General features: G+C 69.4%; 18 protein-coding genes. 11 read left to right on the forward strand and 7 right to left on the reverse strand.

The window, feature by feature from the left end:
- Positions 1-4 precede the first annotated feature (4 nt).
- Both Vqi01_RS21150 and Vqi01_RS21155 read left to right on the forward strand, forming a co-directional pair.
- On the forward strand, positions 5-766 hold the full coding sequence (locus Vqi01_RS21150) for a hypothetical protein (protein ID WP_204036562.1): 762 nt from the start codon (positions 5-7) through the stop codon (positions 764-766).
- Entirely contained in the window at positions 763-2,214 is a 1,452-nt protein-coding gene (locus Vqi01_RS21155) for a hypothetical protein (RefSeq protein WP_204036563.1), read from the forward strand. Before Vqi01_RS21150 ends, Vqi01_RS21155 begins: the two co-directional genes overlap by 4 nt.
- Before the next feature lie 403 nt (positions 2,215-2,617).
- On the opposite strand, the gene Vqi01_RS21160 is transcribed toward Vqi01_RS21155, so the two are convergent.
- A complete protein-coding gene (locus Vqi01_RS21160) occupies positions 2,618-3,412 on the reverse strand; it encodes a hypothetical protein (RefSeq protein ID WP_204036564.1) in 795 nt (264 codons plus the stop codon).
- Positions 3,413-4,208: 796 nt separating this feature from the next.
- On the opposite strand from Vqi01_RS21160, the gene Vqi01_RS21165 reads away from it, so the two are divergent.
- The 6 genes from Vqi01_RS21165 to Vqi01_RS21190 all read left to right on the forward strand — a co-directional run bounded on the left by Vqi01_RS21165 (position 4,209) and on the right by Vqi01_RS21190 (position 8,951).
- Positions 4,209-4,805, forward strand: a complete 597-nt coding sequence (locus Vqi01_RS21165; protein ID WP_204036565.1) for a hypothetical protein — start codon at positions 4,209-4,211, stop codon at positions 4,803-4,805.
- Positions 4,798-5,637 (forward strand): TRM11 family SAM-dependent methyltransferase, encoded by an 840-nt coding sequence (locus Vqi01_RS21170; RefSeq protein WP_204036566.1) that lies wholly within the window; start codon positions 4,798-4,800, stop codon positions 5,635-5,637. The genes Vqi01_RS21165 and Vqi01_RS21170 overlap by 8 nt, the downstream gene beginning before the upstream one ends.
- Positions 5,634-6,173 carry an XF1762 family protein gene (locus Vqi01_RS21175; RefSeq protein WP_204036567.1) on the forward strand — a complete coding sequence of 180 codons (540 nt, stop codon included), beginning with the start codon at positions 5,634-5,636 and terminating at the stop codon, positions 6,171-6,173. The genes Vqi01_RS21170 and Vqi01_RS21175 overlap by 4 nt, the downstream gene beginning before the upstream one ends.
- Positions 6,170-7,267, forward strand: coding sequence for a DNA-methyltransferase (locus Vqi01_RS21180; RefSeq protein WP_204036568.1), 1,098 nt, complete (start codon positions 6,170-6,172; stop codon positions 7,265-7,267). The genes Vqi01_RS21175 and Vqi01_RS21180 overlap by 4 nt, the downstream gene beginning before the upstream one ends.
- A gap of 95 nt (positions 7,268-7,362) precedes the next feature.
- Complete coding sequence (locus tag Vqi01_RS21185) at positions 7,363-7,875, forward strand: hypothetical protein (RefSeq protein ID WP_204036569.1); 513 nt, start codon at positions 7,363-7,365, stop codon at positions 7,873-7,875.
- The gene (locus Vqi01_RS21190; protein ID WP_239098555.1) at positions 7,872-8,951 is read left to right on the forward strand and encodes a tyrosine-type recombinase/integrase; all 1,080 of its coding nucleotides are present in this window, start codon (positions 7,872-7,874) and stop codon (positions 8,949-8,951) included. The genes Vqi01_RS21185 and Vqi01_RS21190 overlap by 4 nt, the downstream gene beginning before the upstream one ends.
- 221 nt (positions 8,952-9,172) lie before the next feature.
- Here Vqi01_RS21190 and Vqi01_RS31470 read toward each other — a convergent pair whose 3' ends face one another.
- From Vqi01_RS31470 to eccD, 6 genes are all read right to left on the reverse strand, one after another.
- Entirely contained in the window at positions 9,173-12,091 is a 2,919-nt protein-coding gene (locus tag Vqi01_RS31470) for a protein NO VEIN domain-containing protein (RefSeq protein WP_307825158.1), read from the reverse strand.
- Positions 12,084-14,435 (reverse strand): ATP-binding protein, encoded by a 2,352-nt coding sequence (locus tag Vqi01_RS30920; protein WP_239098556.1) that lies wholly within the window; start codon positions 14,433-14,435, stop codon positions 12,084-12,086. Before Vqi01_RS30920 ends, Vqi01_RS31470 begins: the two co-directional genes overlap by 8 nt.
- 145 nt (positions 14,436-14,580) lie before the next feature.
- Positions 14,581-15,279 (reverse strand): WXG100 family type VII secretion target, encoded by a 699-nt coding sequence (locus Vqi01_RS21200; RefSeq protein WP_204036571.1) that lies wholly within the window; start codon positions 15,277-15,279, stop codon positions 14,581-14,583.
- Positions 15,280-15,282: 3 nt separating this feature from the next.
- Entirely contained in the window at positions 15,283-15,639 is a 357-nt protein-coding gene (locus Vqi01_RS21205) for a hypothetical protein (RefSeq protein WP_204036572.1), read from the reverse strand.
- A 143-nt stretch (positions 15,640-15,782) separates the two neighbouring features.
- Positions 15,783-17,168, reverse strand: coding sequence for a type VII secretion protein EccB (gene eccB, locus Vqi01_RS21210; protein ID WP_204036573.1), 1,386 nt, complete (start codon positions 17,166-17,168; stop codon positions 15,783-15,785).
- 10 nt (positions 17,169-17,178) lie between these two features.
- Entirely contained in the window at positions 17,179-18,576 is a 1,398-nt protein-coding gene (eccD, locus tag Vqi01_RS21215) for a type VII secretion integral membrane protein EccD (protein ID WP_204036574.1), read from the reverse strand.
- A 158-nt stretch (positions 18,577-18,734) separates the two neighbouring features.
- Between eccD and eccCa the strand changes: the two genes are divergently transcribed.
- Genes eccCa through Vqi01_RS21230 form a run of 3 tightly spaced genes read left to right on the forward strand, consistent with a single transcriptional unit; the run spans position 18,735 to position 23,324 of the window.
- Positions 18,735-22,664, forward strand: a complete 3,930-nt coding sequence (eccCa, locus tag Vqi01_RS21220) for a type VII secretion protein EccCa (RefSeq protein WP_204036575.1) — start codon at positions 18,735-18,737, stop codon at positions 22,662-22,664.
- A gap of 58 nt (positions 22,665-22,722) precedes the next feature.
- Entirely contained in the window at positions 22,723-23,052 is a 330-nt protein-coding gene (locus Vqi01_RS21225; protein WP_204036576.1) for a WXG100 family type VII secretion target, read from the forward strand.
- Positions 23,049-23,324, forward strand: coding sequence for a WXG100 family type VII secretion target (locus tag Vqi01_RS21230; RefSeq protein WP_204036577.1), 276 nt, complete (start codon positions 23,049-23,051; stop codon positions 23,322-23,324). The genes Vqi01_RS21225 and Vqi01_RS21230 overlap by 4 nt, the downstream gene beginning before the upstream one ends.
- Positions 23,325-23,349 lie beyond the last annotated feature (25 nt).

The following is a 23,349-nucleotide window of genomic DNA, read 5'->3' on the forward strand; positions in this document are numbered from 1 at the left end:
CTTCATGACTGCGGATGTTCGGCGTGCTGTTCTCCGGCGCCTCGGCAGCGGAGGTGACTCGCGATTCGGTCGCCCGTACCTCGTGGGCATCATCCACCAGGAGACCGGCAGCTCCGAGGCGGACGTCTGGGAAGCGCTGTGGGGTCTCGTCGGCGACGGCCTGGTCTACCTAGACACCGCAGGCCAGGGCTCAGGCACTGACAACTGGCAGTGGCGCCTCTCGGCTGATGGACAGCGAGTCGCCAAGGGCGGAAGCTGGGAGCCTCGTGATCCGGACGGCTACCTGGATCGGATCCGCTGCGAGGTCCCGGGCCTCGACGCCCTCATCGAGCTGTACCTCACTGAGGCACTGCGGTCCTTCAACGGGCAGTGCTACCTCGCCACTTCCGTCATGCTCGGCGTCGCCGCCGAGCGCGCCTTCCTGGTCATGGCCCAGTCCTACGCCGCCTCATCAATGGCTGGCGCACCGGCCATGGCCAAGGAGCTCGCCAAACCACGCAGCAACTACTTCGCGCTGTGGACGGAGTTCCGAAAGCGCATCGAGCCGGTTCGACAGGATCTGCCGGACGGGCTCGCTGACGCTCTCACACTCGACGCCATCGCTGACCTGATCCGCTTGACCCGCAACGAGGTGGGTCATCCGACCGGGCGGCAAATCGACGAGGACACGGCGCGTGTCCACCTGACGATCGCCCCGATGTACCTGCGCAAGATGCAGCAGCTCGCCGTTCACTTCGCTGGTCGGTCTGCCGGAGCTGAGGCATGACACAGCTTCCGATCCCGGTCCATGTCGGGTCTGAGCCGCTCGACTACTGGGACGACATCGAGGCCAGGCAGCACCAGCTCGGTGAGGAAGCGGCACCGTGGCTGCAGAAGCAGCGTCGCCCAGCGATCGCCAGTGCGACCCTCGATTGGGCTGCGCTTGGCTTTGAACCTCGATGGGTGGGATTCGACACCGCCGACTGTGCAGTGGCACTGCAGCCGAGCATCTACTCTGGGCAGGGCGCCGACGAGCTCAACCGCTTCCGGCAGGGGGCCGAGAGCCGGGGCGAGATCGCCCTGGTGATCAGCCTGATTGGCGACCCCGAAGAGAAGCCACGTGGTGTCCTTTTCCAACACGATGACTCCGTCTCTATCGGCCAGAGCTACACGAGCGTCAGCAGTCGACCGATCGGTAAGGGGGCGCGGGTGCGGGCTGCCGAGGATCTTGGTGACGCCGACGGCCAGCTCGCACTACGGATGCTGAGCTGCAACCCGGTACCGCTGTGGCGCAGTCTGTCGCTCAGCGTAGCGACGCTTGAGCCGTACAACGGGCGAGTCCAGCATCCCGCCGAGGGCACTCTGGTGCCGATCTTGGAGACTGAACTCGGTGAGCCGGTCGTGGCGGCATGGATCTCGCCGGATGGTGTCGAACGGCGTTACGTCGTGCCCGTTGAGACGCCGTGGCCACTTCTTCTGCAGTGGTTGCACGAGCAGGCGCTGCCAGAGTTCGTCCCAGGCGCAATGCGCCGGGCGAGGCGTCAGCTCGCGACCGACCAAACCCTCATGATCCGTCGTGAACGTGTTGCGCGAGCGGCGCTGGCCGAACTTGAGGCGGACTACGTCACTCGCCGACGCCTGCTGGAGCGCGATCTCGAGGAAGCCCAAGCTGAGGCATCGCCGGTCCGCGAGGGTCTGCTTTACGGCACCGGCAAGCAACTCGTCGATGCCGTCCGCGCGGTACTGGAGTCGGCCGGAGTCGATGTCGTCGACCTCGACGAAGAGCTCGGCGGCACCAAAAACGCTGATCTTCTTTGCACCTACGCCGGTTGCGCGAGGCTGGTCGAGGTGAAGGGTGTCAGTGGCAGCGCTCCGGAGCGCGCCTACCAAGATCTTGTTCGTCACCTTCGGGAGTGGGAGAAGCTACCAGGTGTCACTCCGGTGGTGGGCGGCGCGCTGATCCTGAGCTACCAGCTCCGGGTCGCCCCACAGGAACGGAGTCGGCAGCCATACGGTCGCCCGGAGTTCCTGGCCGCTCAGACCGAACCGGTGATTACGACGCTAGATCTCTTCGATGCCTGGCGTGAAGAGGATGCCAAGGAGATTCGTCGAATGCTGTTCGGCCCGGTGACGGAGGAGGTAGCTCAGCCTCTGACCGATGACGCGCAGCCGCTGCCCGCTGCGGGGCAGGACGCTCCGAAAACTGGCAAGCGTCGTTGGTTCCGGCGAGGTTGAGGACGACTTACGTAGTGCGTTGGCCTTGACAATATGCCGTGGCTTGACGGCCGCTGGGTCGTCGAGGACTGTGGCCTGAGCCGCCCTCCCTCGCGGGCGGACCAGCTCACGGACGCCGCCAGATCCTGACCGAACCCGAACCGGGCCCGTTCGCCCTCACCCCGTCCACGCCGCCTGCGTAGCCCGGCGCCCAGCACCTCTAATCCACACTTTGACCCGCAACGGACAAAGGCCCGCGAACGCCCTCCCGCTCGCACAATCCACCCGCTGGAAGACTGTATGCCTCATTCAGCCAACCCGGGACCCCTTCCGATGGCGCTGGCGATCGGGGTCTACCTCGGACACGGCCAGGGCGGGGCGCTGCGGGTTGCTCCATGGGCCTCGGGGCAGGCTTGCTGGGCGACTATTCGCCGGGCCAGGTCATCAGCGCGGTTCGCCGGACCGGTCTGGCGAAGCGCGGACGCAGACGCACGTATGCGAGTTCACCCTTGTGGATGGCGTGGATCAGGCGTTTTTCGGCCTGGTCGCGCCAGTGTGAGGCGAGTTGGCCTTGGATGCCGCGGCGGGCGGCGGCAACCTGGACGGTGACGCCTTCGAGTCGGGTCTCGGCGATGATGTTCGCGTCGTCGGCGTCGATCACTCCGATGGCAACGGCCCGTGCGAGGACGAAGTCGGGGTGGTCCCACGGCTGTAGCGGTGTGCGCGGACCGGCGGGTTCGCTGTCGAGCGGGTCGGTGGTGACGTCGGCGTAGCGAATCTTGAGTCCGGCGCGTTCGGCGGCATCGAGCATGCGCCCGAGAACGCGGCGCTGGTTGGCGTCGACGCGCTCCAGTAGTTGTTCCCAGAAGGTCTTGAGGATCTCCGCGTCGATGTCCTCGGCGTCGCCGAGGAAGCCGCGGGCGATGTCACCGGCCCGCTTGCGTAAGCCAGGTATGGCGATGCCGATCGCGCCGATGCCCCAGCCGGCGCCGTCACGGCGGGCCCGTACAACCAACTCCCGCCACACCATGTCGCGGACCTGCGGTGCGGTGTCGCGGTCCAGCAGGAAGGCCTTCAGCTCGTCGAGGGCCATGAGCCGCTGTGGGCAGCCGGGGATGCCGCGGCCGTCGAAGGCGATCGGTACGGGCCGGCGGACGAGGAGATCGAAGGCGCGTTGGTGGGCGTCGAGCGGCGACACACGGATGGAGGTGGAAGGCATGAACCTCTCCCGGGGGCTCCGGAGCGCCGTACCGACTGGCACGGCCAGGCTCATCCACTCACACCCACCCAACAACAATCGGAGTGCGCCGATGGATAGTGAGTGGTGGGTGGTCGGGTACGGGCGTGTTGGGTGCAGGTCGGGGCCTTGACCGCTCGACGGTCCGGCGCAGGCCACGAACGGCCGGAGTTCAAGCGCGTTGGACAGCGCCGGCTGTTGGTACAGCTCAAGGCCCTGTTGGCTGCTGTTGGCCAAGTTTTTGGCCAACAACGGCAGCAGCCGGGTTTCTTGTTGTCTCGCCGGGTGCAGATGACCGACCCAGCAGAGCGCAGCGCCCGGCGCTCGGGCCTGCCACCGGGCGGTGTCGCCGGCAGAGTCCATCCTGCCCATCGGCTGAATGCCTAATGCGGGGCGGGGCTTCGCCTGTTGGGCGGCCTATCTCACGTCGTTGGGTGGCGCCAGGCCGCTGTTGGGCTGAACCAGCCCGGACTCTGGGCAAGATGTCGGGTTGAGCGGTCTTGACCCAACGGGCGGCCTGTTGGCCAACGGGTCCTGCCGGCCCGATGTCGCTGTTGGGTGCTGTTGGTCGGGTAAGCCGGGCGGCCCCCGCGAATCCGGGCCCGGTCGCCCTATTGGGAGTCGTGAGCACGGGCCAGCCGGTGGAAGCCACCCGCCGATGACCGAACCCTTCGCAACACCCGCACACCCCGGCGAGTCGCCTCAGCCGCGACGCGGCGAACAAGCGAGTCGCGACACGCCCCCGCCCGATGGGGTCGCGTACCGCGACTTCCTCCGGGTGGACCTCGCCGACGGTCCGCCAGTGCCGATCTCGATCTGGCGTGCCGTCGGCGCGGACGGCGACAACGCGGAGACGATTCACCAGCGGCTGGTGCGGCGGGTCGTCGTGACCTACAGCCGCCGCGACGCGGCCGTGGTCGACTTCGACGGCGACCCCCGCGTGCGGGAAGCCGCTGCGGCGACCGGCCGCCTGTACCTGCCTGTGACCCAGCCCGCCGACCTCGCCGACATCGACGCCGTCCAGGTGGACCTGGTCGTGCTGCGGTGGCCTCGACCGCACCCGGCGGCCGAGGCTGTGGCGGATCTGTTCCGCGCTTTCCGGCTGGTGGTCACCCCGGACGGCTTCGCCGTGCTCGTCGTCGACCCGACCCAGGACGGCGGCAGCTACCCCGAACAGAGCCGCCGGTTGATCCCTGAAGCCCGCTCGGGCGGCATGCGCTACCTGCAACGCATCATCGTGATTACCGTCCCCATCGCTATTACCGGCGGCAACACTGCGTCGGAGGACGACACCACCTCCGGGGATACGGCGACCGGACGCCCTGTGCGCGTCGATGTCCTCGTGTTCGTGGTGGCGGGTGGCCGCCGTGGCTGACAGGCAGCTCAGCGCGGCGTGGATGTCGGTACCGCAGCGGTCGGTGTGGCTGGTCGGCCAACGCCCGGTCGCCGCCCAACGGCACGGGAAGTACGTCCCCGGCTCGGCCGCGCATCCACAACGGATGTGGCCGGACCTGGCCGCCGCCGCGATCATCCGGTACAGCCGGCCTGGAGACCTGGTCCTCGACCCCCTGGCCGGTGTCGGTACCACGCTGATCGAAGCGGTGGCGGCGGGTCGCGACACGATCGGGGTCGAGTACGAGCCGGACTGGGTGCGGCTGGCCCACGCGAACCTGCACCGCGCGAACCGGCCCGGCGGCACCGGTCAGGGCATGGTCCTGGCCGGCGACGCGACCGCCTTGTCGGACGTGCTGCCGTCGGCGCTGCGGGGACGTGTCGCGCTGGTGGTGACCTCACCGCCGCACGGACGCCCCCTCCAGGGCCGTGTCGCGAACCACGCCCGCCGTGTCGACCTCGCCGCCGGCATGAACGCCGTACTCGCCGGTTGTCTGCCGCTTCTGCGACCGGACGCCACCGTCGTGGTTACCCTCCGCCGCCACCCCAACCACCCGCCGGTCGAGCCGCCGGACGCGATCCCCGCCGCCGGCGCCGGAGCTGGTCTGACGCTCATCGAGCACAACATCGGCGTGCTCGCCGACGCCCACGACGGCCGACTCGTCCCCACCTCGCCAGTCCGCCCGCCCGCAACGACCACCCCGCGGTGGGACGGCTTCCCCCTACACCCGAGCGCCTACGAGGACATCTACGTCTTCCGGCACCAGCCGACCCCAGACCTGGTGGCACCCGACCAGCACGGAGTGCGCCCATGATTGCCAGCCCGCACCGCCGTCCGGCCCGCCCCCGCGTGCGCCCGATCAGCTACCGGCAGGCCAGAGACTTCATCACCACCCACCACCAACACCTCACCCCACCCCAAGGCCACACGTTCTCCCTCGGGCTGAGCAACCCCGCCGGCATGCTCCTCGGGGTCGCGGTGGTCGGGCGACCGCTCGCCCGTCACCTCGACGACGGGCTGACCGCCGAGATCACCCGCCTGGCCACCGACGGATCCCGCAACGCCTGCTCCGTCCTGCTGGCCGCCGCCTGGCGCGTCGCCCGACACATGGGCTACCAGCGGATGATCACCTACACCCGCGCCGACGAGCCCGGCAACAGCCTCCGCGCCGCCGGCTGGACCACCACAGCCGACCTGCCCGCCACCCCCGGCCGGGGCCGGCCAAGCCGACCCCGAACGCCGCACGGCGCCGACCGCATCGCCCGCACCCGCTGGCAGGTCACCACCCCCGACTGGACCCGCGAACCCCGAAGACCGCGCCGGCCACGACGGCGGGGGGAGGCCGGATGAGCAGCCACCACTCCGATCCGTCCGACCGGTTCCTGTACCACCAGGACGAGAAGATCACCCTCTACACCGGCGACGCCCAGCAGGTCCTCGCGACCCTGCCCGCGGCAAGCGTCGACATCGTGGTCACCAGCCCGCCCTACTACGGGCTGCGGGACTACCGCCAGCCCGGCCAGTACGGACTCGAACCCACGCCCCAGGACTACGTCAACACGATGGTCAACGTCTTCGGACACGTCCACCGCGTCCTCAAACCCACCGGCACGCTCTGGCTGGTCCTCGGCGACTCGTACAGCCTCAACTCAGGCGGCGCACCCCAGAGCGGCACCTACTCCGGCTACCGCAGCCCCGACACCACCCAACCCGGACTCGTCCGCCCCCGCACCCAGGACATCCTCCCCGCCAAAAATTTGATCGGCATCCCGTGGCGGGTCGCTCTCGCGCTGCAAGACACCCGGCAGTGGATCCTTCGCCAAGCCGTCGTCTGGCACAAACCCAACGCGATCCCGGAAAGCGTACGAGACCGGCCATCCTGCTCTCACGAATACATCTTCATCCTGGCCCGATCGCGCTTCTACTACTTCGACCTCGACGCCATCCGCGTCCCTCTATTGCGGCCCGAGGCGCTGGACGGAACCAGGATCATCGGTGGCCGCCGCAAAGGAACCCAGGGCGGCATCGGGGCCACCGCCCGCCGCCGAGGCGTCACGCCCTACGGCGCGAACCAGCCCAAGTACGTCACCGACCCCGCCGCCCACCACAGCAACACGGCCCGCAACAACCTCCTCGCCAACGGCCGCGCCCACCGCAGCCACCACCCCCGAGGCAAGAACCCAGGATCGGTATGGTCGATCCCCACCCGCCCCTTCCGGGAAGCGCACTTCGCCGTCTACCCGATCGACATACCCCTACGCGCCATCATCGCCGGCTCTCCGCCCGGCGGCGTCACCCTCGACCCGTTCAGCGGCGCCGGCACCACCGGCCTCGCCGCACTGCAGCTCGGCCGCACATACATCGGCATCGACATCAACGCCGACTACCACGACATAGCCCTCGACCGAATCGATACACCGCGACAGCACGGCAGGCATCCATGACCGGCCGCACACAGTCCACACACAACGGCACACGGCCCGATGGCATCACAGACACGAGAACCCTTCCGACCCGAGGGTCGTTGAAGGGGGAGGCCGTGACTGGACCGGACGGCGCGCCGCTGGACAGAGGCTTCCTTCTGCACGAACCACTGCCGCCTGCGCGGAACGCTGTTGGTGTAGGTCGGCTCGCGCAGGCATCCATCGGCGAATACCTACAACCGTCACCGGCGTTGCCGATTCCAACGCTCGTGGGCACTGCGCGCGGATCTGACGTCCGCTGCGTAGTCACGCCAGTCGACCGCGATGGACGGCTTGCCGATCGGTCCGTACTTGCGTTCATGGGTTGGCCCGCAGGGCAGGCGGTGACGTTCGTGAATGAACCTGGCCCGATTGTCGTCGTCCATACCGGCGGCAGTGGCCGAGTCGACCGGCGTGGTCATCTGCGGCTTCCGCTCTCCGCGCGCCGCAGATGTGGGATCGTCACCGGAGATCGGGTGCTGGTCGCCGCGAACCGGCAGCGCAACGAACTGCTGGTGATTCCGATGGCCGCAGTGGACGCCATGGTTGTCCGCTACCGCCAGCCAGACGACAGCCAGACGCGACGATGACCGCGCCGATGGATCACCGTAACGCGCAGCTTGAGACACTGCGGAGTCTGCTCAAGCAACTGGGTATCACCCCTGAGCAACTGCTCACCGAGACGACGGCAGCGTCGGTGGCGGTGCCGACGTTCGAGGAGTACGTCGGCCAGGTTGCCGAGGCGGTCTCACCCGGTACCCGCCGGGTCTACGGCTCGTACTGGCGACGCATCTGCCACCACTGGGGCAAACGGCGGATCACCGAGCCGACGCCCTTGGAGATCAAACGGCTAGCTGAGGGCATCCGCAGCGATGTGGTCGTGCGCCGCAACACGCGCGGTGGCCGTACCGCAGCCGAACACCTGATCGCCGCCATGCGCTGCATCTACCGGCATGCGGTCATGGATGGACTGATCCGCGAGGCCGACAACCCCGCAGCCAAGGTCGCCAAGCCCCGCCGGCTGGCAAGCATCCGCCGCGCTGTCCCGGAGGCGCAACTGGCTGAGATCATCCACATCGCCACCACCACCGGCAACGACCCACACCTGGATGGCCTGCTGATCCGACTGCATCTGGAAACCGCCTGCCGCCGCGGCGGGGCGCTGGCACTGCGCCCGCGAGACCTGGATCCAGACCAGTGCCTGATCTACCTACGAGAGAAGGGCGGCACCTCCCGCTGGCAACCGATCTCACCGACCCTGACGCAGCACCTGCTGGCACACCACGCCCAACGTGGCGATGACGACCGCAACGGAAGTCTGCTGCGCTACCGAAACGGCCGACCGTTGACCTACCGCCGTTACGACCACCTATGGCACCGCATCGGCACCCACCTGCCCTGGGTTGCGGCGCAGCAGGTCAGCACCCACTGGCTGCGCCACACCACCCTGACCTGGGTAGAACGCGCCTTCAGCTACGCGGTAGCCCGCGCCTATGCCGGACATAGCGGCACGAACGACATTGGGACCACCATGACTTACGTACGCGCCGAAGTTCAAGAAGTGGCCGCTGCCCTGGCCGGGCTCACTGGTGAGTGGCACCCCCTCGCTGGCCCCGACGCCAGCACGCACGATCATCCGCCAAGGGCAGACTGGATACGTTCATGAGGACCGACGCAATTGTGGCCAGCTTTCGCGCCCTCTCTGCCAGCCTTTCCTGCTCTCGCAGGTCGATCGAGATGTCGTCGCTTACGGAATCCCCGGGGCTGACGGCGCGTCTGGCAGCTCGTCTCGCCCTCACCGACGACCTGCACGGGCAGGGCCGTCGAGACAACTGCCTGCCAGGGCACTGGCCGAGGTCGTCGACCGCGAAGGGCTGTCCGGCAAGTTCACGGTGAGGCGATGGTGAACCGATAACGGACGCCGTCGCCAATCGGCCGGTAGACGCCGCTGTGAGCCGGGTCGAACGGGTTGGGCAGAAGATGGATCCGCCGCTCGGCTCCCTGAAGAACGTTCGTGATGAAGAGGATCGTGTAGCGCTCGTTCCTTTTTAGGCCCCGTGCTCGGGTGATCTCCGCGGGGGTGAGCAGGAACTCGGACGCGTCGCTGTCGGATGCCTTGACCTCGAACATCAGACGCCGGCGGCCCTGCTCGACCAGGATGTCGTACCCGAGGGTGTCGTCCCCGCCGTCGTCGCCGAGCAGTTGGTTGCGATAGCCGGAATGCCAGCACTGCAGCTCGTTCAGGCCCGGGTAGCGCTCCTTGAGCCACTCCAGCGCCGCGATCTCGCCGGCCAGACCGATTGCAGCCAATTTGGCCTCCGGCGGCCGGCTCTGCCGGGCGGCGGTCGTCCCAGGGCCGCCCCAACCGGGGGCACGGCGCGACGGGCGTGCGGCGGCCTCCAGTGAGGTGCGACCATTGGCGGCGCGGAACTCGGGCGTGATGCTCGCCCGAACGGCCGCGGCGATCCCTGCGTAGTTCGTCTCGTCGGCTACCAGCCGAACCCCGTCGATCTGGACGGTCCGGCGCTCCAGCTCGCGGCGGTCGCGGATTTCCCGCTGTTGCTTTCGGGCCAGGTCGAGGGCGTCGGCGGGCAGGCCGAGCGTGCCCAGGTCGGTCGAGTGCGGCATGCCGGCGGGCCAGAGCTTGGTGTCCGCGGCCCAGGCCAGCAAGCGGTCCGCGTCGACTGGCTCGAAGTCCAGGATCCCGGCGCCATTAGCCGCGTCGGCGACCGCGGTTGGCTCACCCGGCAGGCCGGACGGGGTAAGGCCGCGCTGGGTTTCGTACGCCCGGACGACCCGGGCGGCCTCGGCGGCCCAGCTCAGTGCCGCAGTGCGGTTGCCGATCCGCAGCCGGTCGAGCGGCTCGAGCCCGGCATCAACGCCGAGATCACCGGCGCCGGACGCGGCCAGCCAGGCGTTGACTCGCTCGATCATCCGGGCAGCGGGGACGGTGGGAAAGTAGTCCAGCGCCCATTCCGGATCGGGGCCGAGGGTCGCCAGCGTCCGCTGCGCGACGTACCGGTCCAGCGGGCGGCCGGCCCGAAAGTCGGCGAGGAAAGCCGCCCGCAGGGCATCGAGGATCGGCCCGGTGCGCTCGGCGACGAAGGCCCGGAACTGCTGGGCGATCCCCTCCGGGTCGGTCAGAGGATGGTACGGCGCTCCGAGCGCCCGAATCGCAGCGTTCAACGGGCGCAGTTCGATACCCAGCAACCGCCGAGCCGCGTCCAGGCCCTCGGTGGCGGCCTGGAGCAGCGCGTCCGGTGTGGCCGTGGCGTCGCTGCGGTCGCACAGCCATGCCGCGATCTCGCCGGGGGTGACCGTCGTGTCGTCGCCGTCCAGATCGTGCGCGCGGGCCGGGTCGAGGGTGGCGATCAGCGGGACGAGAACCTCGAGGGTGACCTCGTCGGGCCGGCGGATCGCGGCGCGCACCTCTTCCACCCTGGCGACCGGTTCGCCGAGGACCTCGGCGATCGCGGCCGGCGACGGAGACTGGTCGGGGCCGTAGCCGTTCCGGGCCAGCTCGATCAGGGCGAGCCGGAGGGACTCGTCCAGCGACGGATGACCGAGCAGTTCGCCGACGGCCGCGGTGGCGCGTTCCAGTAGCCGCTGGCGGTCGGGCGAGCGCAGCAGCAGGACAGTTGGATGGGCGTCGTCTGGCACGGCCAAGTGCCGCGCCTCGATCGTAGCCCCGCCGAAGCCCGCCTCGATCCGGTCGGCCTCCACGACGCGGATCCGGCGGAGCATGGTATTCGCCCGGCGCAGCACGTCCGTCCGACTGGCCCGGACGCTGCGCCCTCGCAGGTCGATCACAGCGGCAACCAGGTCAGCGAACCAGTCCTGGTCCGGCTGCACGAGCAGCGGCGGCGCGTCCGACGAGGTGAACGGGATGCCGTCGACGGTCACCGCCGGGTGCACGCCGGAGATCCGGTGCACCCGAGCGCCGAACGCCGCGACCAGCCGGTCGGCGACGGCGGACGCCTCCGGGCGGCGCAGGCGGAGCACTGGGAGTTCGCACTGCTCGAGCATCCGGAGTCGTTGCCGCTCGTCCGTGTCCTGCACGAACACAGGATCGGTCGCCGCGACAGCGAGATCGATCACCTCGATGGTGGTGCCGCGGGTGACCACCAGCGGTGCCCGGCCCTGACGGTCGAGCGGCGTCCCGGCGGAGCGGTGGCGGACGAAATCTGTCCAAGCGTCCTCGTACGCGTTGCGGAACGGGGGCACCACCGTATCCGGCACCTGCCCGGTCTCGAGCAGTTGGGCCAGCAGCAGGACCCGGTCGGCCGCTGTGGCCGGGTCGTCCCAGGTGCGGATGCCGAGGCGGGCAGCCCGTGCCTCAGCGGCCGGGCGGGCGTGGATCAGGCTGCGGACCCTGGACGCGATGACGGCTGCGAACGGCAGCGCGTCCCCCCGATCTGACCAGGCCTCGCGTGCCTTGCGATAGGTGACGTTGCTGCGGTCGCGCGGGGCGGTGACCGGCAGCCACTCCGCCTCACTCAGGAAGGCCGCGGCCGGCGTCGGCAGATCGAAGGCGTCCGTGCCGTCGTTGTACCGCCGCACGGTCACCGTGAGCGTCTCGTGAGGCCAGGTAGCGAGGCCGTGGGCGATCAGCCGCGCGTACGCCATCCGGGCCGGACCGGGAAAGCGCGCGTGGTCGTCCTGGCCGGCCAGGCGATAGAGCGGGCTTCGGCTGAGGTATGTGGTCTGCGGCCGGCGTCCCTCCGGCCGAGCGCGGCCGGTCGCCCGGCGCCAAAGGTTCCCGGCCCCGGCGGTCAAGGCGCGCGGGAGGGTGAAGTAATTACCCATGAAGGCGTCGCCGCGCCCGTTCAGCAGCGAATCCGGCACCGGATCTGGGACCAGGCCGGCCCGCACGCCGATGTGCCCGAGGAACTCCCGCCACCGCTCGCGTTGGTGGCCGGAGAACGGCGGAGCGCCCGGCCCGGCGAGGATCCGGCGTCGCAGGGCGGCCATCTCGGGGAACTCGTCGGCGGTGAGGCGCAGCAGGTCGTCGAGCAGCGCGGGCTCGGGGGCCGCCCCAGTCCTTGGACAGGTGGGCCTCGGTTGCGGGGAGCCAATCGCCGTTGCGGCACGGCACGTGAAGACCCATTTCGCGGATTTCGCGCCAGGGTGGATCGGCGAGGCCAGTCGCGAAATGGTACGTCCACAGCAACACATCGGCGGCCAGCTCCGGCCTGCGCCTCAGCTCTTCCCCGATGGTCCGGAGCAGCGCGGCGGCCCGGTACTCCCGGACCAGACCGACTTCCAGCAGCGTGCGGCCGGGCCGCTTGGTGACGATGCTTCCGGTGCGGGTGTTCCAGGGCAGTGCCGACGAGACGTAGAACAGCCGGTGGCGCAGCGATTCCGGCGGTTTGAGGTCGTCGCCGGCGGTATCCGGCGCGTCGGCGTCCGAGCGCGGGGAGAAGAATGCAGTTGGGCCGCCGCGGTCGCTGTTGCAGGCGCGCAGCCGGCCATCGTCATCGATCAGGATAGTGCGGCCGCGCAGGACCGTGCGCTGCCGCACCGCGCCGGCCAGGTCGTCGTAGAAGGCCATCCAGGCGTTTGGGTCGAACGGCGCCGCCACCAGGTCCTGGGCAATGCGCTCCGCCCAGCCGGCGATCTCCTCATGCGGCGCGGTCAGAGTCCGACCGGCAAGCGTCCGGGCGGTCACGCCGATGCTGGCCCGGCGTCTCTTCGACAGTGCGGCCGGGAGCAACGGCACGTCCGCGCGCCGGGCCAGCCGCTCGGTTGTCAGCACTCTGCTCCCGCCGTCATCCCAGGCGAAAACCTGCGAGAGCGAGGATCGCACGCCCGAGTCACCCTCGATGGGCACCACATGTACGGTAGCGGCGTCGTGGCCGAGGGCACGGAACGCGTCCCGCAGTCGCCCGGCGTCCTCGGCCGTCCAGGAGAGCAGGTCGGCGAGGGTGTCCACATCGATCGGCACGTCGCCGCTGCGCGCCGCGAGCAGCAGCCGTGCGCACAACATCGCGACCTCGTCGAGCAAGGTGTCGTTCAGTGGCACGGACTGCTCGAGACCGACCCGGGCAAGCTTGGCGAAGAACGGCGCGTTGACGTGCGCGGCCAGCGGTGCCCGGGCGTCCCGCCCCATCGGCAGGTGGGTGTAGAGGCGGTGATTGCCGGACTCGTCGCCGAGGGTCGCGGCGATCGACACGTGGGCGTCGCCGCGCCAGTCCCGCCAGCCCTCGCTAATGTGGTCGCCCTCGATGCTCCGCCGGATCGTCTCGGTCAGCGTCGCCTCGGGGACCAGCTTGTCGGCCACGAAATACCGACCTGCCGGGCTCAGATCCACGATCGATGCCGAGACCCCGCTGTCGAAGCCGGCCAGTGGCGTCTCGCGCCGGCGCAGAGTCTCGCGGATCGGCTGCCGTCCGCCGATCTCGACGGTCAGCTCGGAGATCCGACGCAAGAACAGCAGCGTCGGCGGTGTCCCGCCAAGCAGGCGTAACTGCGCCATCGCGTCCGTGCGGGCGTCGTCGCTCTTGAGTGGCAGTCGCCCTACTGTGGCGTACCCCTCGGCAAGCAACTCGATCACCGCCGTCGGCCGGTGCGGCTGGGGGAGTGGCAGACACAGGTGGAAGACATCGCGCTCGATGTCGGCGACGTCGGCGGCAATGTCGGGGCCGACGATGCCGATCAGCTGATCGCGCAGCTCCGGGCCTGTGGCGAAGCGGAAAGAGTAGGCGTCGTCGAGGTCCGCCGCCGTCGAATAGACCTCGGGTGACCGAGACAGCTGCAGGACCGATTTGAAGCCGATGCCCTTGTTGCCGATGCCCTCGTCGGGCCGCTTGTCCGACCGGGCAACGTCGCTGATCGCGTCGAAGTTGCTGTCGTCGAAGCCGTTGCCCGTATTTGCCACGTACAGCACGCCGTGCTCGCCCTCATCGGGATCGAGCCGGACCAGGATCCGTCCGGTCCGCTCCCCGCCATCGTGCGCATCGTGTGCGTTCTGCACCAGCTCGACCACGGCCCGGTGCTCGTAGTCGCGGACCGCCTGCTCGGTCAGGTTCTTCAGGCCGCGGGCCGGGTTCCAATCGTCCTTCGAGCGCAGGTACGACCGGATGCGGCCACGGGTTGTGTCCTCGATTCGGCGCTGGCGTGATCTAGTCGAGGTGGGCTGGACCTGAGTCACGCCTTGAGCATGCCACCCAGGTACGACACAGGCGGCAGTGCGCCACTACAGACACCTGATGATCGAAGCCCGGCCGCCGAACCCCGTTTACGATGCGCCGGTACGCACCCAGATGGCTGCGGGGTGCTCCGCCCGTCCCCTCTCATTAGTAGACGTCCGATGGTTCGTCGTCGGGACCGTCGTTGTTGATCAACCCGGGGTAACGCCGTGCCGGCCGGTCGCCGCGCCAGGCGTCCAACTGGCGCTTGGGCTGGGCTGGCCAAGCGCCAGCGCCCTGGCGGGGCACCCGGCCGCTGGTCGCGCCGTCGGTGTACCAGAGAGGGTCGGACGTGTCGCGGTATCCGCGGGGCATCTGGATGCTTGCCCCCCGCACCTGCAGCCAATCGTCCAGTTCCGCCAGCAGGCGCGTGGCTTTGAGCCGGGCCGCCTGCAGAGTGGCGTCATCGGGCACGTAGCTGTGCTGCCTGCCGAGCACTGATGCGGGCCGGAGCTCCGTTGCGAGCGATCTGAAATCCGGTTCGTGGTGGTTCTGCTCGATCGCCTCCTTAACCTCGCGAAGGCGCTTTGCCATCATATCCAGCGCCTCGCGGGCGGAGTGAGCGCCCTCCGAGATGGCCCGGCAGGACTTCTCGATCTTGAAGATGCTTGCCCGGTAGCGTTCGCTGTCCGAGCCCGTCCAATCGACCGCAAGGTCCTCCATCTCCTGACCCAGATCCAGAGCGAGCTGCGCGGTGACCTCGGTCAGCGTCGACCAGACGGCCGCTACCGCCTCGACCTCGAGTGGGTCTCCGCTGGCGACCGCCGCGCGAAGTCGCTCCGAGCGATTTTCAGGGTGATCGGTCAACGGTCAGTCTCCGAGCATTCGAGTGGCGGCTTCCAACCGGCCGTACGACGATTCGATCACCTCGCGGGTGGCCTGGTCGGTGTCGCCATAGCGGCGCAGCAGTACCTCGGTCAACTCGATGGCGTTCTCATAGGCCTCCATGAGCTGCGCCAGCTCCTGCTGATACGCCTCGCACACCCTCTGGTGCCTCAAGGCCTGTTCTTTGGCGATCGCAGTTTCGCCCAACGGAAGCTGGCGGTGCTGCAGCGCGTTCAGAGCGCTCAACTGGCCGCTGAGATCCGTCAGGTGACGGCCCATTCGCTCCACGAAGCGCCGCAGGGCGGCAAGATCGACGCGAGCGCTTCCGGGGCGATCAGTCATCCGGCGGACTCCCTTCGCTCCCTGCCGTACCGCCACCGAGCGCGCGTGCGAGTCGCGCGGAGGGTAGCCGTCAGGATACCGGATCAGCGGTCGAGTCCGGTCGGTCCGACCAGGACACTGGCGCCCGCGTTCGTCGTTCCTAATTAGGCGGGTGGATCGGCGTCGAGCACGCTCAATGTCGGTCCGAGGGGCAGTGCGTCGGCCAGCCCTGCCGGTATGAGCTGCGGCGTGACGTCCCCCAGGCCGAGTGCGACCTGCGCCGCGCGATCGGCGACCGGGAACCGCTGTCCCTGCGTGTTCACCAGAAGGACACCGCCATCGGCCGTACGCAGGAGTGCCCCCGTCCCGCCAGACATCTGCACCCAGTCAACCGTGGCTACGCCCTCGGGAGCTCGGCTGTCACGCAACTCCGGCCCGACGGGAGTGGCGTCCGACAGGTGCGTGGTCCACATCGGCTGCCCGCCTGATCCTTCGGCGTACCGGGCGCAGAGGACCGTATTGCGCGGATCGGGCCTGGCCAAGGTGGGTGGCTGGTCGGGCATGCCGGGCGGCTGCAGGTTGACGGTGGAGGTCGGCACCTGGCTCAACTCGGCGGCGGCCACCTCGGTCGGCTCGATGCGGACGTTGGGCTCGTACGCGCCCGGCAGACCGGTCGCCTCCAGGAGACCCAGCACCGTGCCTCCGATGGCTGCCAAACCATCCCGGAGCAACACGTAGTACTGCCTTTCGCCCCGTATGCCCTGGACTTCGAAGAGCTGGCCCACCCGTGTTTCTTGACCGGCGACGGGAATTCCGTTTTCACCGATTCCGGGGATCGCCGGTGCGACCAGGTCAGGTCCCTCCGGCAGGGCGTTGACGAACACCTCGGGTAGGGGCAGCGCGGTCACCGAGGCCCAGCCGAGCGTGGCGCGGATAGCACCACTTTCGCCCACCACCTTCAACCGGTTCCCCTGCCAGATCAGATAAAGCTGCTCTTCGGCGACGACCAGGACCCCGTCGGCCAGCGGCTCGTTGACCCAGGACGGCTCCTCACCAAGAACCGCCCAGCTCACCACCGCGCCAGCGGGATCACTGGCTCGACAGATCATCCACGGGAGCCGGATCAACGCCGCCGGTCTCGGTACGTCGTCCGGCGCGTCCCTGATGCCGAGCGGCGGGCCGTAGCGCTCGTTGGCCAGCGAGCTGTGCCGTACCCAGCGGACGTCCTCGCTGGCCGCGCCCAACAGCAGCCGCGCCGAGGCGTAGTTGAGCACCGGATGCAGCAGCCCTTCGCGGTAGACGTAACGACTGCCGGTGTCCCGGTCGACGATCAACGCGTTCGGGTCGCGCCAGTCCGGTCCGGTGAGGCCGATCAGACCGATTGTCGCCCAGCCGGCCAACATCAGCGCGCAGACCATCACGCCCGCGAAGACCGCCCCCACCCCGCGGCGCAGCGAATTGTCGGCGTTTGGTCGACCGTAGAGCAGTGCGCTGGTCAATCGCCGGACCATGAACTGGTAAGCGCGCAACTGTGCGCCGCGGGTCTGCACCGGTGACCGCCTAACCCAGGACGGGGTCGACGACGGACCCGAACAGGCCGCAGACCCCGGCGGCCAGCGGCACCAGCGCGACCAGCAGGAGGGAGTCGAGCAGGTCCAGCAGGCGGCCCGAGTACGGTGTACCGAACCGTCGACCGACGCCGGCCATGCCCGCCTGGATCGCGCCGCCTGCGACCACGGCCAGCATTGCCGCCAGCAGCGCCGCCCGGCTGCCTGGAACGCCGACCAGAGCGGCCGCCGCGCCGGTGCCGACAAGCGTGACTGCCCCGCCGACCAGCAGCACCAGGCGTTGGATCAGCCGGTCGAAGGTGCGCCCCCGCAGCAGCAGGCTCAGCCCGGCGCAGCCGGCCAGCGCGAGGGCCGTGGCCGAACCGTCCCAGGCGAGGACCATCGCGCCGACGGTAACAATCGCAGCCGTGCCGCCCAGCATCCCGGCGAGGATGCCGGCCGAGGCGGCGACCCGGTCCGTGACCGCACCGAAGTTCACCGCCGGCGGGTCGGCCCGGATGTCTTCTGGTTGGTTCGGGAGATCCGGTACGGGTAGCCGGCCCAGCCGCAGCGCGACGAACGGAAGGACCAGGGTGGCGATCGAGCTGAGGGTGACCATGATGGCGGCTGCCTGCGGCGGGGCGAGTCCCCCCAGCACCAACAGCGCGCCGGCGGCCAGAGCGAGCGCTGCGCCGATCGCGCCGAGGAACAGCGGACGCCAAGCCGTCGTGCCTACCAGCCCGACAACGGCGATGACCAGCAGCACCGTCGCGCCGGTGAGTAGTTGTGGAGCGCCGAAGGCACCCGGACCTGGCCCGCTCGGCTCGGCCGTGACCAGAAGACCGCAGGTGAAGGCGTACGGGAGTGCGGTGGCGGCAAGGGTCGCACCGGTCGTACCGTCGCCGAAGGCTCTCGCCGCCACGGTGCCGGCCGAGGAGAGCAGGACGGCGATCAGTGCGGCGGTGGCGTACCCGATGGTGCGTGGTTCGACGATAAACAGCAGGGCGGCGCCGGCGAGTGCGGCCAGCGCCGCCGTCGTGAGCGCGAACCACCGGGTGGTCGCCGATTGCCACTGTGGTACTGCCTGGGCGGCGGCGGCGACGGCGTCGGTGAGGTCGTCGAACACCGGCTCGGGCGCCGCGTCCGAGGCACGTGTGAGGACGACGTGGTCGCCGTTTTGGAGTCCGAGGGCCTGCGGGGTGGCGCTGGTGTCCAACAGGCCACCGCCCAGATGGGAGAGCACCCATCCACCGTGGTCGGGCGCACCGTCGTCCTCACCGGCGAGGCGCAACAGCACCGGTGCGATCTCGGCGACGGGTAGGTTGGCCGGCACCGCGACGTCGACTCGGCGCAGCGGCGCGACAAGGGTCAGTCGGCACAGCCCGTCCACCGAACTCTCTGCCACCATCATGGCCCTCCGTCCGCGCCGTCACCGGGCCGCGCGTCCCGGTACCTATGATTGCGAATACCACGGCAACGCTAATCTAGCGCCGGAGCGCCGTGGCGTGGCCGGCCGACAAGAGCGGCAGCGCGTGGCAGGCGAACGGCGGCGTTCGGGAGGAGCCCAGGGTGAGTACGGAGGTCGTCGTCCGCCCGCCCCGCTCAGCGGCGCCCGCGCTGCCCAGAGGCGAGATCATTCTCGAACCCCCGCCGGAACTGCCAGGCGAGCTGGCTGCCCGCCGCAGCCAGCTCGTTCTGCTCCTTCCCACTCTGGCCGGCATGATGGCGATGGCTCTGGTTTTCGCCAGTCGAGCAGGCGGGACCCTCACGTACCTTGCTGGTGGGGTACTGGGCCTCGCCCTCCTCGGCCAGCTCTTCATGCAGATGACCCCACAGGACCGCGACCCTGAGGCTGTGTTGGCGGCCGAGCGACAGGACTACCTGCGCTACCTGGACCAGGTGCGGAGGCAGGCGCGTCGGGCGGTGGAGCAGCAGCGGGTAGCGATGCGTCGGCGGCACCCGGACCCCGAAGTGCTCTGGTCCTTTGTCGGCAGCCGCCGAATGTGGGAACGGCGGGCCGCCGACGAGGACTTCGGCGAAATCCGGCTGGCCGTCGGGCCGCAGCCGCTCGCGGTCACCCTGGTGCCACCCGAAACCAAGCCGGTCGAGGACCTCGATCCGTTGTGCGCGATTGCGCTCCGGCGGTTCGTACGGACCTACAGCACCGTGCCGGACCTGCCGATAGCGCTGTCGCTGCGCGCGTTCGGACGCGTGGTACTCCGAGGCGAGAGGCCCGACACCCTGGCACTGGCCCGCAGCCTGCTCTGCTCTGCGGCAGTCCTGCACGCCCCGGACGACCTCCGGGTGGCGGTGGTGACCGCGCCGGATCGCCTGGCGGACTGGGACTGGGTCAAGTGGCTGCCGCACACGCACGACGACAGGCGGCGTGACGGTGCCGGCGTGGCCAGCCTGGTCTTCCCCGGTCTGGCCGAGCTGGAATCGGCACTCGCCGACGAGCTGCAAATCCGACCCGGGTTCAGCGTCGATGCCGTACCCCTGGTCACCGAGCCGCACCTGCTCGTCATCCATGATGGAGGCGAAACCGACCGCGCCGAGTCGCTGACCAAAGCAGGTCTGCTCGGCACCACGGTGCTCGACCTCTCCGGTGCCGTTCCGCGAGATGCGGGGCGGTGGCTGCTGTGCCTGCGCGTGGCGGGCGAGGAGATCCGGCTCGACCAGGGCAAGAGCACCACCCTGCTGGGGCGACCCGATCGGCTGAGCGTGCCGCAAGCGGCAGCAGTGGCCCGCCAGTTGTCACGTTACCGCCTGCTCCGGCCCGGCGGCTCCGACCCGTTGACCGGCGACACGAGCCTGCTCGAACTGCTCGGACTTGATGGACCAGGCGCACTCGACCCGGCGCGGAGCTGGGCCGACCGCCCCGCCCGGCAGCGGTTGCGGGTGCCAATCGGGGTGGGCCGCGACGGCCAGCCGGTCGAGCTGGACCTCAAGGAGGCGGCGCTGGAGGGGATGGGACCGCACGGACTGGTGATCGGTGCCACCGGCTCCGGCAAGAGCGAACTGCTGCGCACTCTGGTGATAGCGCTGGCCGCGACGCATTCGTCCGAGGAGCTCAACTTCGCACTCATCGACTTCAAAGGCGGCGCGACCTTCGACTCGTTTGACCGTCTGCCTCACACCAGCGCGGTAATTACCAACCTCGCCGACGAGCTGCCGCTGGTGGATCGGACCCACGATGCGCTCGCGGGCGAGCTGGTGCGCCGGCAGGAACTGCTCCGCTCCGCAGGCAACTACGCCTCCCGGCACGAGTACGAGCGGGCCCGGCGGTCCGGGGCGCCGGTTCCCCCGCTGCCCAGCCTGCTGATCGTCTGCGACGAGTTCTCCGAGCTGCTCACCGCCAAGCCGGACTTCATCGACCTGTTCGTCCAGATCGGCCGGGTGGGCCGGTCCCTCGGCGTGCACCTGCTACTCGCCTCGCAGCGACTGGAGGAGGGCCGGCTGCGAGGCCTGGACACGCACCTGTCGTACCGGATCGGGCTGCGCACCTTCTCCGCAGTGGAGAGCCGGATCGTGCTCGGTGTCCCGGACGCTTACGAGCTGCCCCGTACCCCCGGCCACGGCTACCTGCGGGTGGACACCTCGACCATGATCCGGTTCCAGGCCGCGTACGTCTCGGGGGTATACCGCCCGACCCGGCGGGTGACCGGCGTTCGGCCGGCCGAGTCACTGGTCGTACCGTTCTCCGCCGGACGGGTGCCCGTACCGGGAACTCCGCTGGTCGAGGATCCGCCGGACGACGTCGAGGAGCAACTAACCTCGGTGCTCGACCTCCTCATCGACCGGTTGTACGACCGAGGTGTGCCGGCCCACCAGGTGTGGCTGCCGCCGCTGGCTGTACCGCCCACGCTGGCCGACTTGCTGCCGCCGTTGGCGGTCAACGCCACATTCGGCCTGCACCCGATCGGCTGGCCCCAGCGGGGTAGCCTCGTCGCGCCGGTCGGCGTCGTGGACCGGCCCTTCGATCAGCGTCGTGACGTGCTGCTCGTCGATCTCGCCGGTGCGAGCGGCCACCTCGCGATCGTCGGTGGTCCGCAGTCCGGCAAGAGTACCCTGACCCGCTCGCTGATCTGCGCACTCGCTCTCACCCACACCCCGGCCGAGGCGCAGTTCTTCTGCCTGAACTTCGGCGGGGGTGGGCTCGGTTCCCTCGAGGGTCTACCCCATGTGTCCGGGGTCGCGAGCCGCCGGGACGTGGACAAGGTGCAGCGCGTCGCCGCCGAGGTGGGCACCCTGTTTGAGGAGCGCGAGGCGCGGTTCGCCGCCCTGGGCATCCAGAACATGGCCGACTACCGGCGCCGCCGCGCGCGCGGGGAGTTCGCCGACGATCCGTTCGGCGACGTGTTCCTCGTCGTCGACGACTGGCGCACACTGCGAGCGGAGTTCGAGGAGCTGGAGGACGAGATCACCCAGCTGGCCGACCGAGGGCTCAGCTACGGCATCCACCTGGTCCTTACCGCTGGCCGGTGGTCTGACATCCGGCCCGCCCTACGCGACCTGCTCGGCACCAGACTGGAACTACGGCTGGGGGATCCAACCGATTCGCAGCTTGATCGCAAGGCCGCGGTGTCGGTGCCGGAGCGGACCCCCGGCCGTGGCCTGACCCCGGAGAAGTTGCACTTCCTGGCTGCTGTGCCACATCTGGATACGGATCGCTTCGAGGACTCGGACCAGGCGAGTGTCGAGCTGGTGCAGCGGGTCGCTGCGGCATGGCCCGGGCCGCCGGCTCCTCCGGTACGACTGCTGCCGCACCGGCTGCCGGTCGACACGTTGGCAGCAATGGCCGATCCGGCCCGCGGGCTGGCCATCGGCATCGAAGGTGACCGCCTGGCGCCGGTCTACCTCGACCTGGTAGGCCACCCGCACTTCATGGTGTTCGGCGACGCCCAGTCTGGCAAGACCAACCTGCTGCGGCACATCGCACGAAGCATCGTGGAGCGGTACAGCCCGGAACAGGCCCGCCTGGTACTCGTGGACTATCGGCGCGGCCTGCTCGGTGCCGTCGAGGGCCCGCACCTCCTTGAGTACGCAACCAACGTCAAGAGCCTGACTGAGTCGATCGGCAGCCTGCGGTCGGCGATGGTGCACCGCATTCCCGCCCCGGAAGTCACCGCTGAGCAGCTACGGAACCGTAGTTGGTGGCTCGGCCCGGACCTGTACCTGCTGATCGACGACTACGATTTGGTCGCTGGTGGTGGGTCCAATCCGGTCGTCGAGATGCGGGACCTCCTGCCCCAGGCAAGGGATGTCGGCTTGCACCTGATCGTGGCCCGTCGCTCCGGTGGCGCAGCGCGAGCGCTTTACGACCCGGTCCTGCAGAGCCTGCGCGAACTCGACACACCGGGCCTGCTACTGGCCGGGCAGCGGGAGGAAGGGGCGCTGCTGGGCAACGTACGCCCAACTCCACAGCCGCCCGGTCGGGGCCGGCTGGTGACTCGGGCCGCCGGCGTACAGCTGATCCAGACGGTGTGGAACGAGCCGTGACCGTCGGTGCTGTGCCCGACCCCGGTAACCTTGGCCATCCGAGCCGATGAGGAATGCGATGGCCACTTATAACGCTGACTATGCGACGCTGCGGTTCGCCGCTGTCCGGGTCCGGGCCACCCATGACGAACTCGGCGGTGAGCTGAGGCGGGTCAGTGACGCGGTCGACCAACTCGCTGAAATCTGGAGTGGTGCGGGTGCGAGCAGATATCAGGAGCTGGTGCAGCGCTGGCGCGACGACGTCGAGCACCTGCTCGAGGAACTTCACGAGATGGCCGAGATGCTCGACCGGAGTGCGACCGAGCAGCAGGTCAGCGACGAGAGCGCGGAGACGGCCGTGCGGCGCATCGTGGAGACGTTGAATCCGCCGCCGGAGGCCGGGCGATGATGAAGTACGACCTGCCCGCGATGGAGAACGTGCGCGCCCAGTTGGAGGGCATCGCGGGTCGAATCGACGGCGAACTGGAGGCCCTGCGTACGGAACTGGACCGGATCGACTGGTCGGGCCCGGACCATATCGCATTCCAGGAGCAACGAATCCGCTGGGAGCGCGCGGCGGAGAACCTGCGTACGGTGCTGCAGGACCTGACCGGTGTACTCAGCGACGCTGCCGAGAAGTACTCCGACATGGAGGCGAAAAACAGTGGCCTGTGGACCTGACCCGCCCGGGTCCGCCGAACCGGCA

Origin of the sequence: Micromonospora qiuiae (assembly GCF_016863555.1) — a bacterium.
Lineage (GTDB): Bacteria > Actinomycetota > Actinomycetes > Mycobacteriales > Micromonosporaceae > Micromonospora > Micromonospora qiuiae.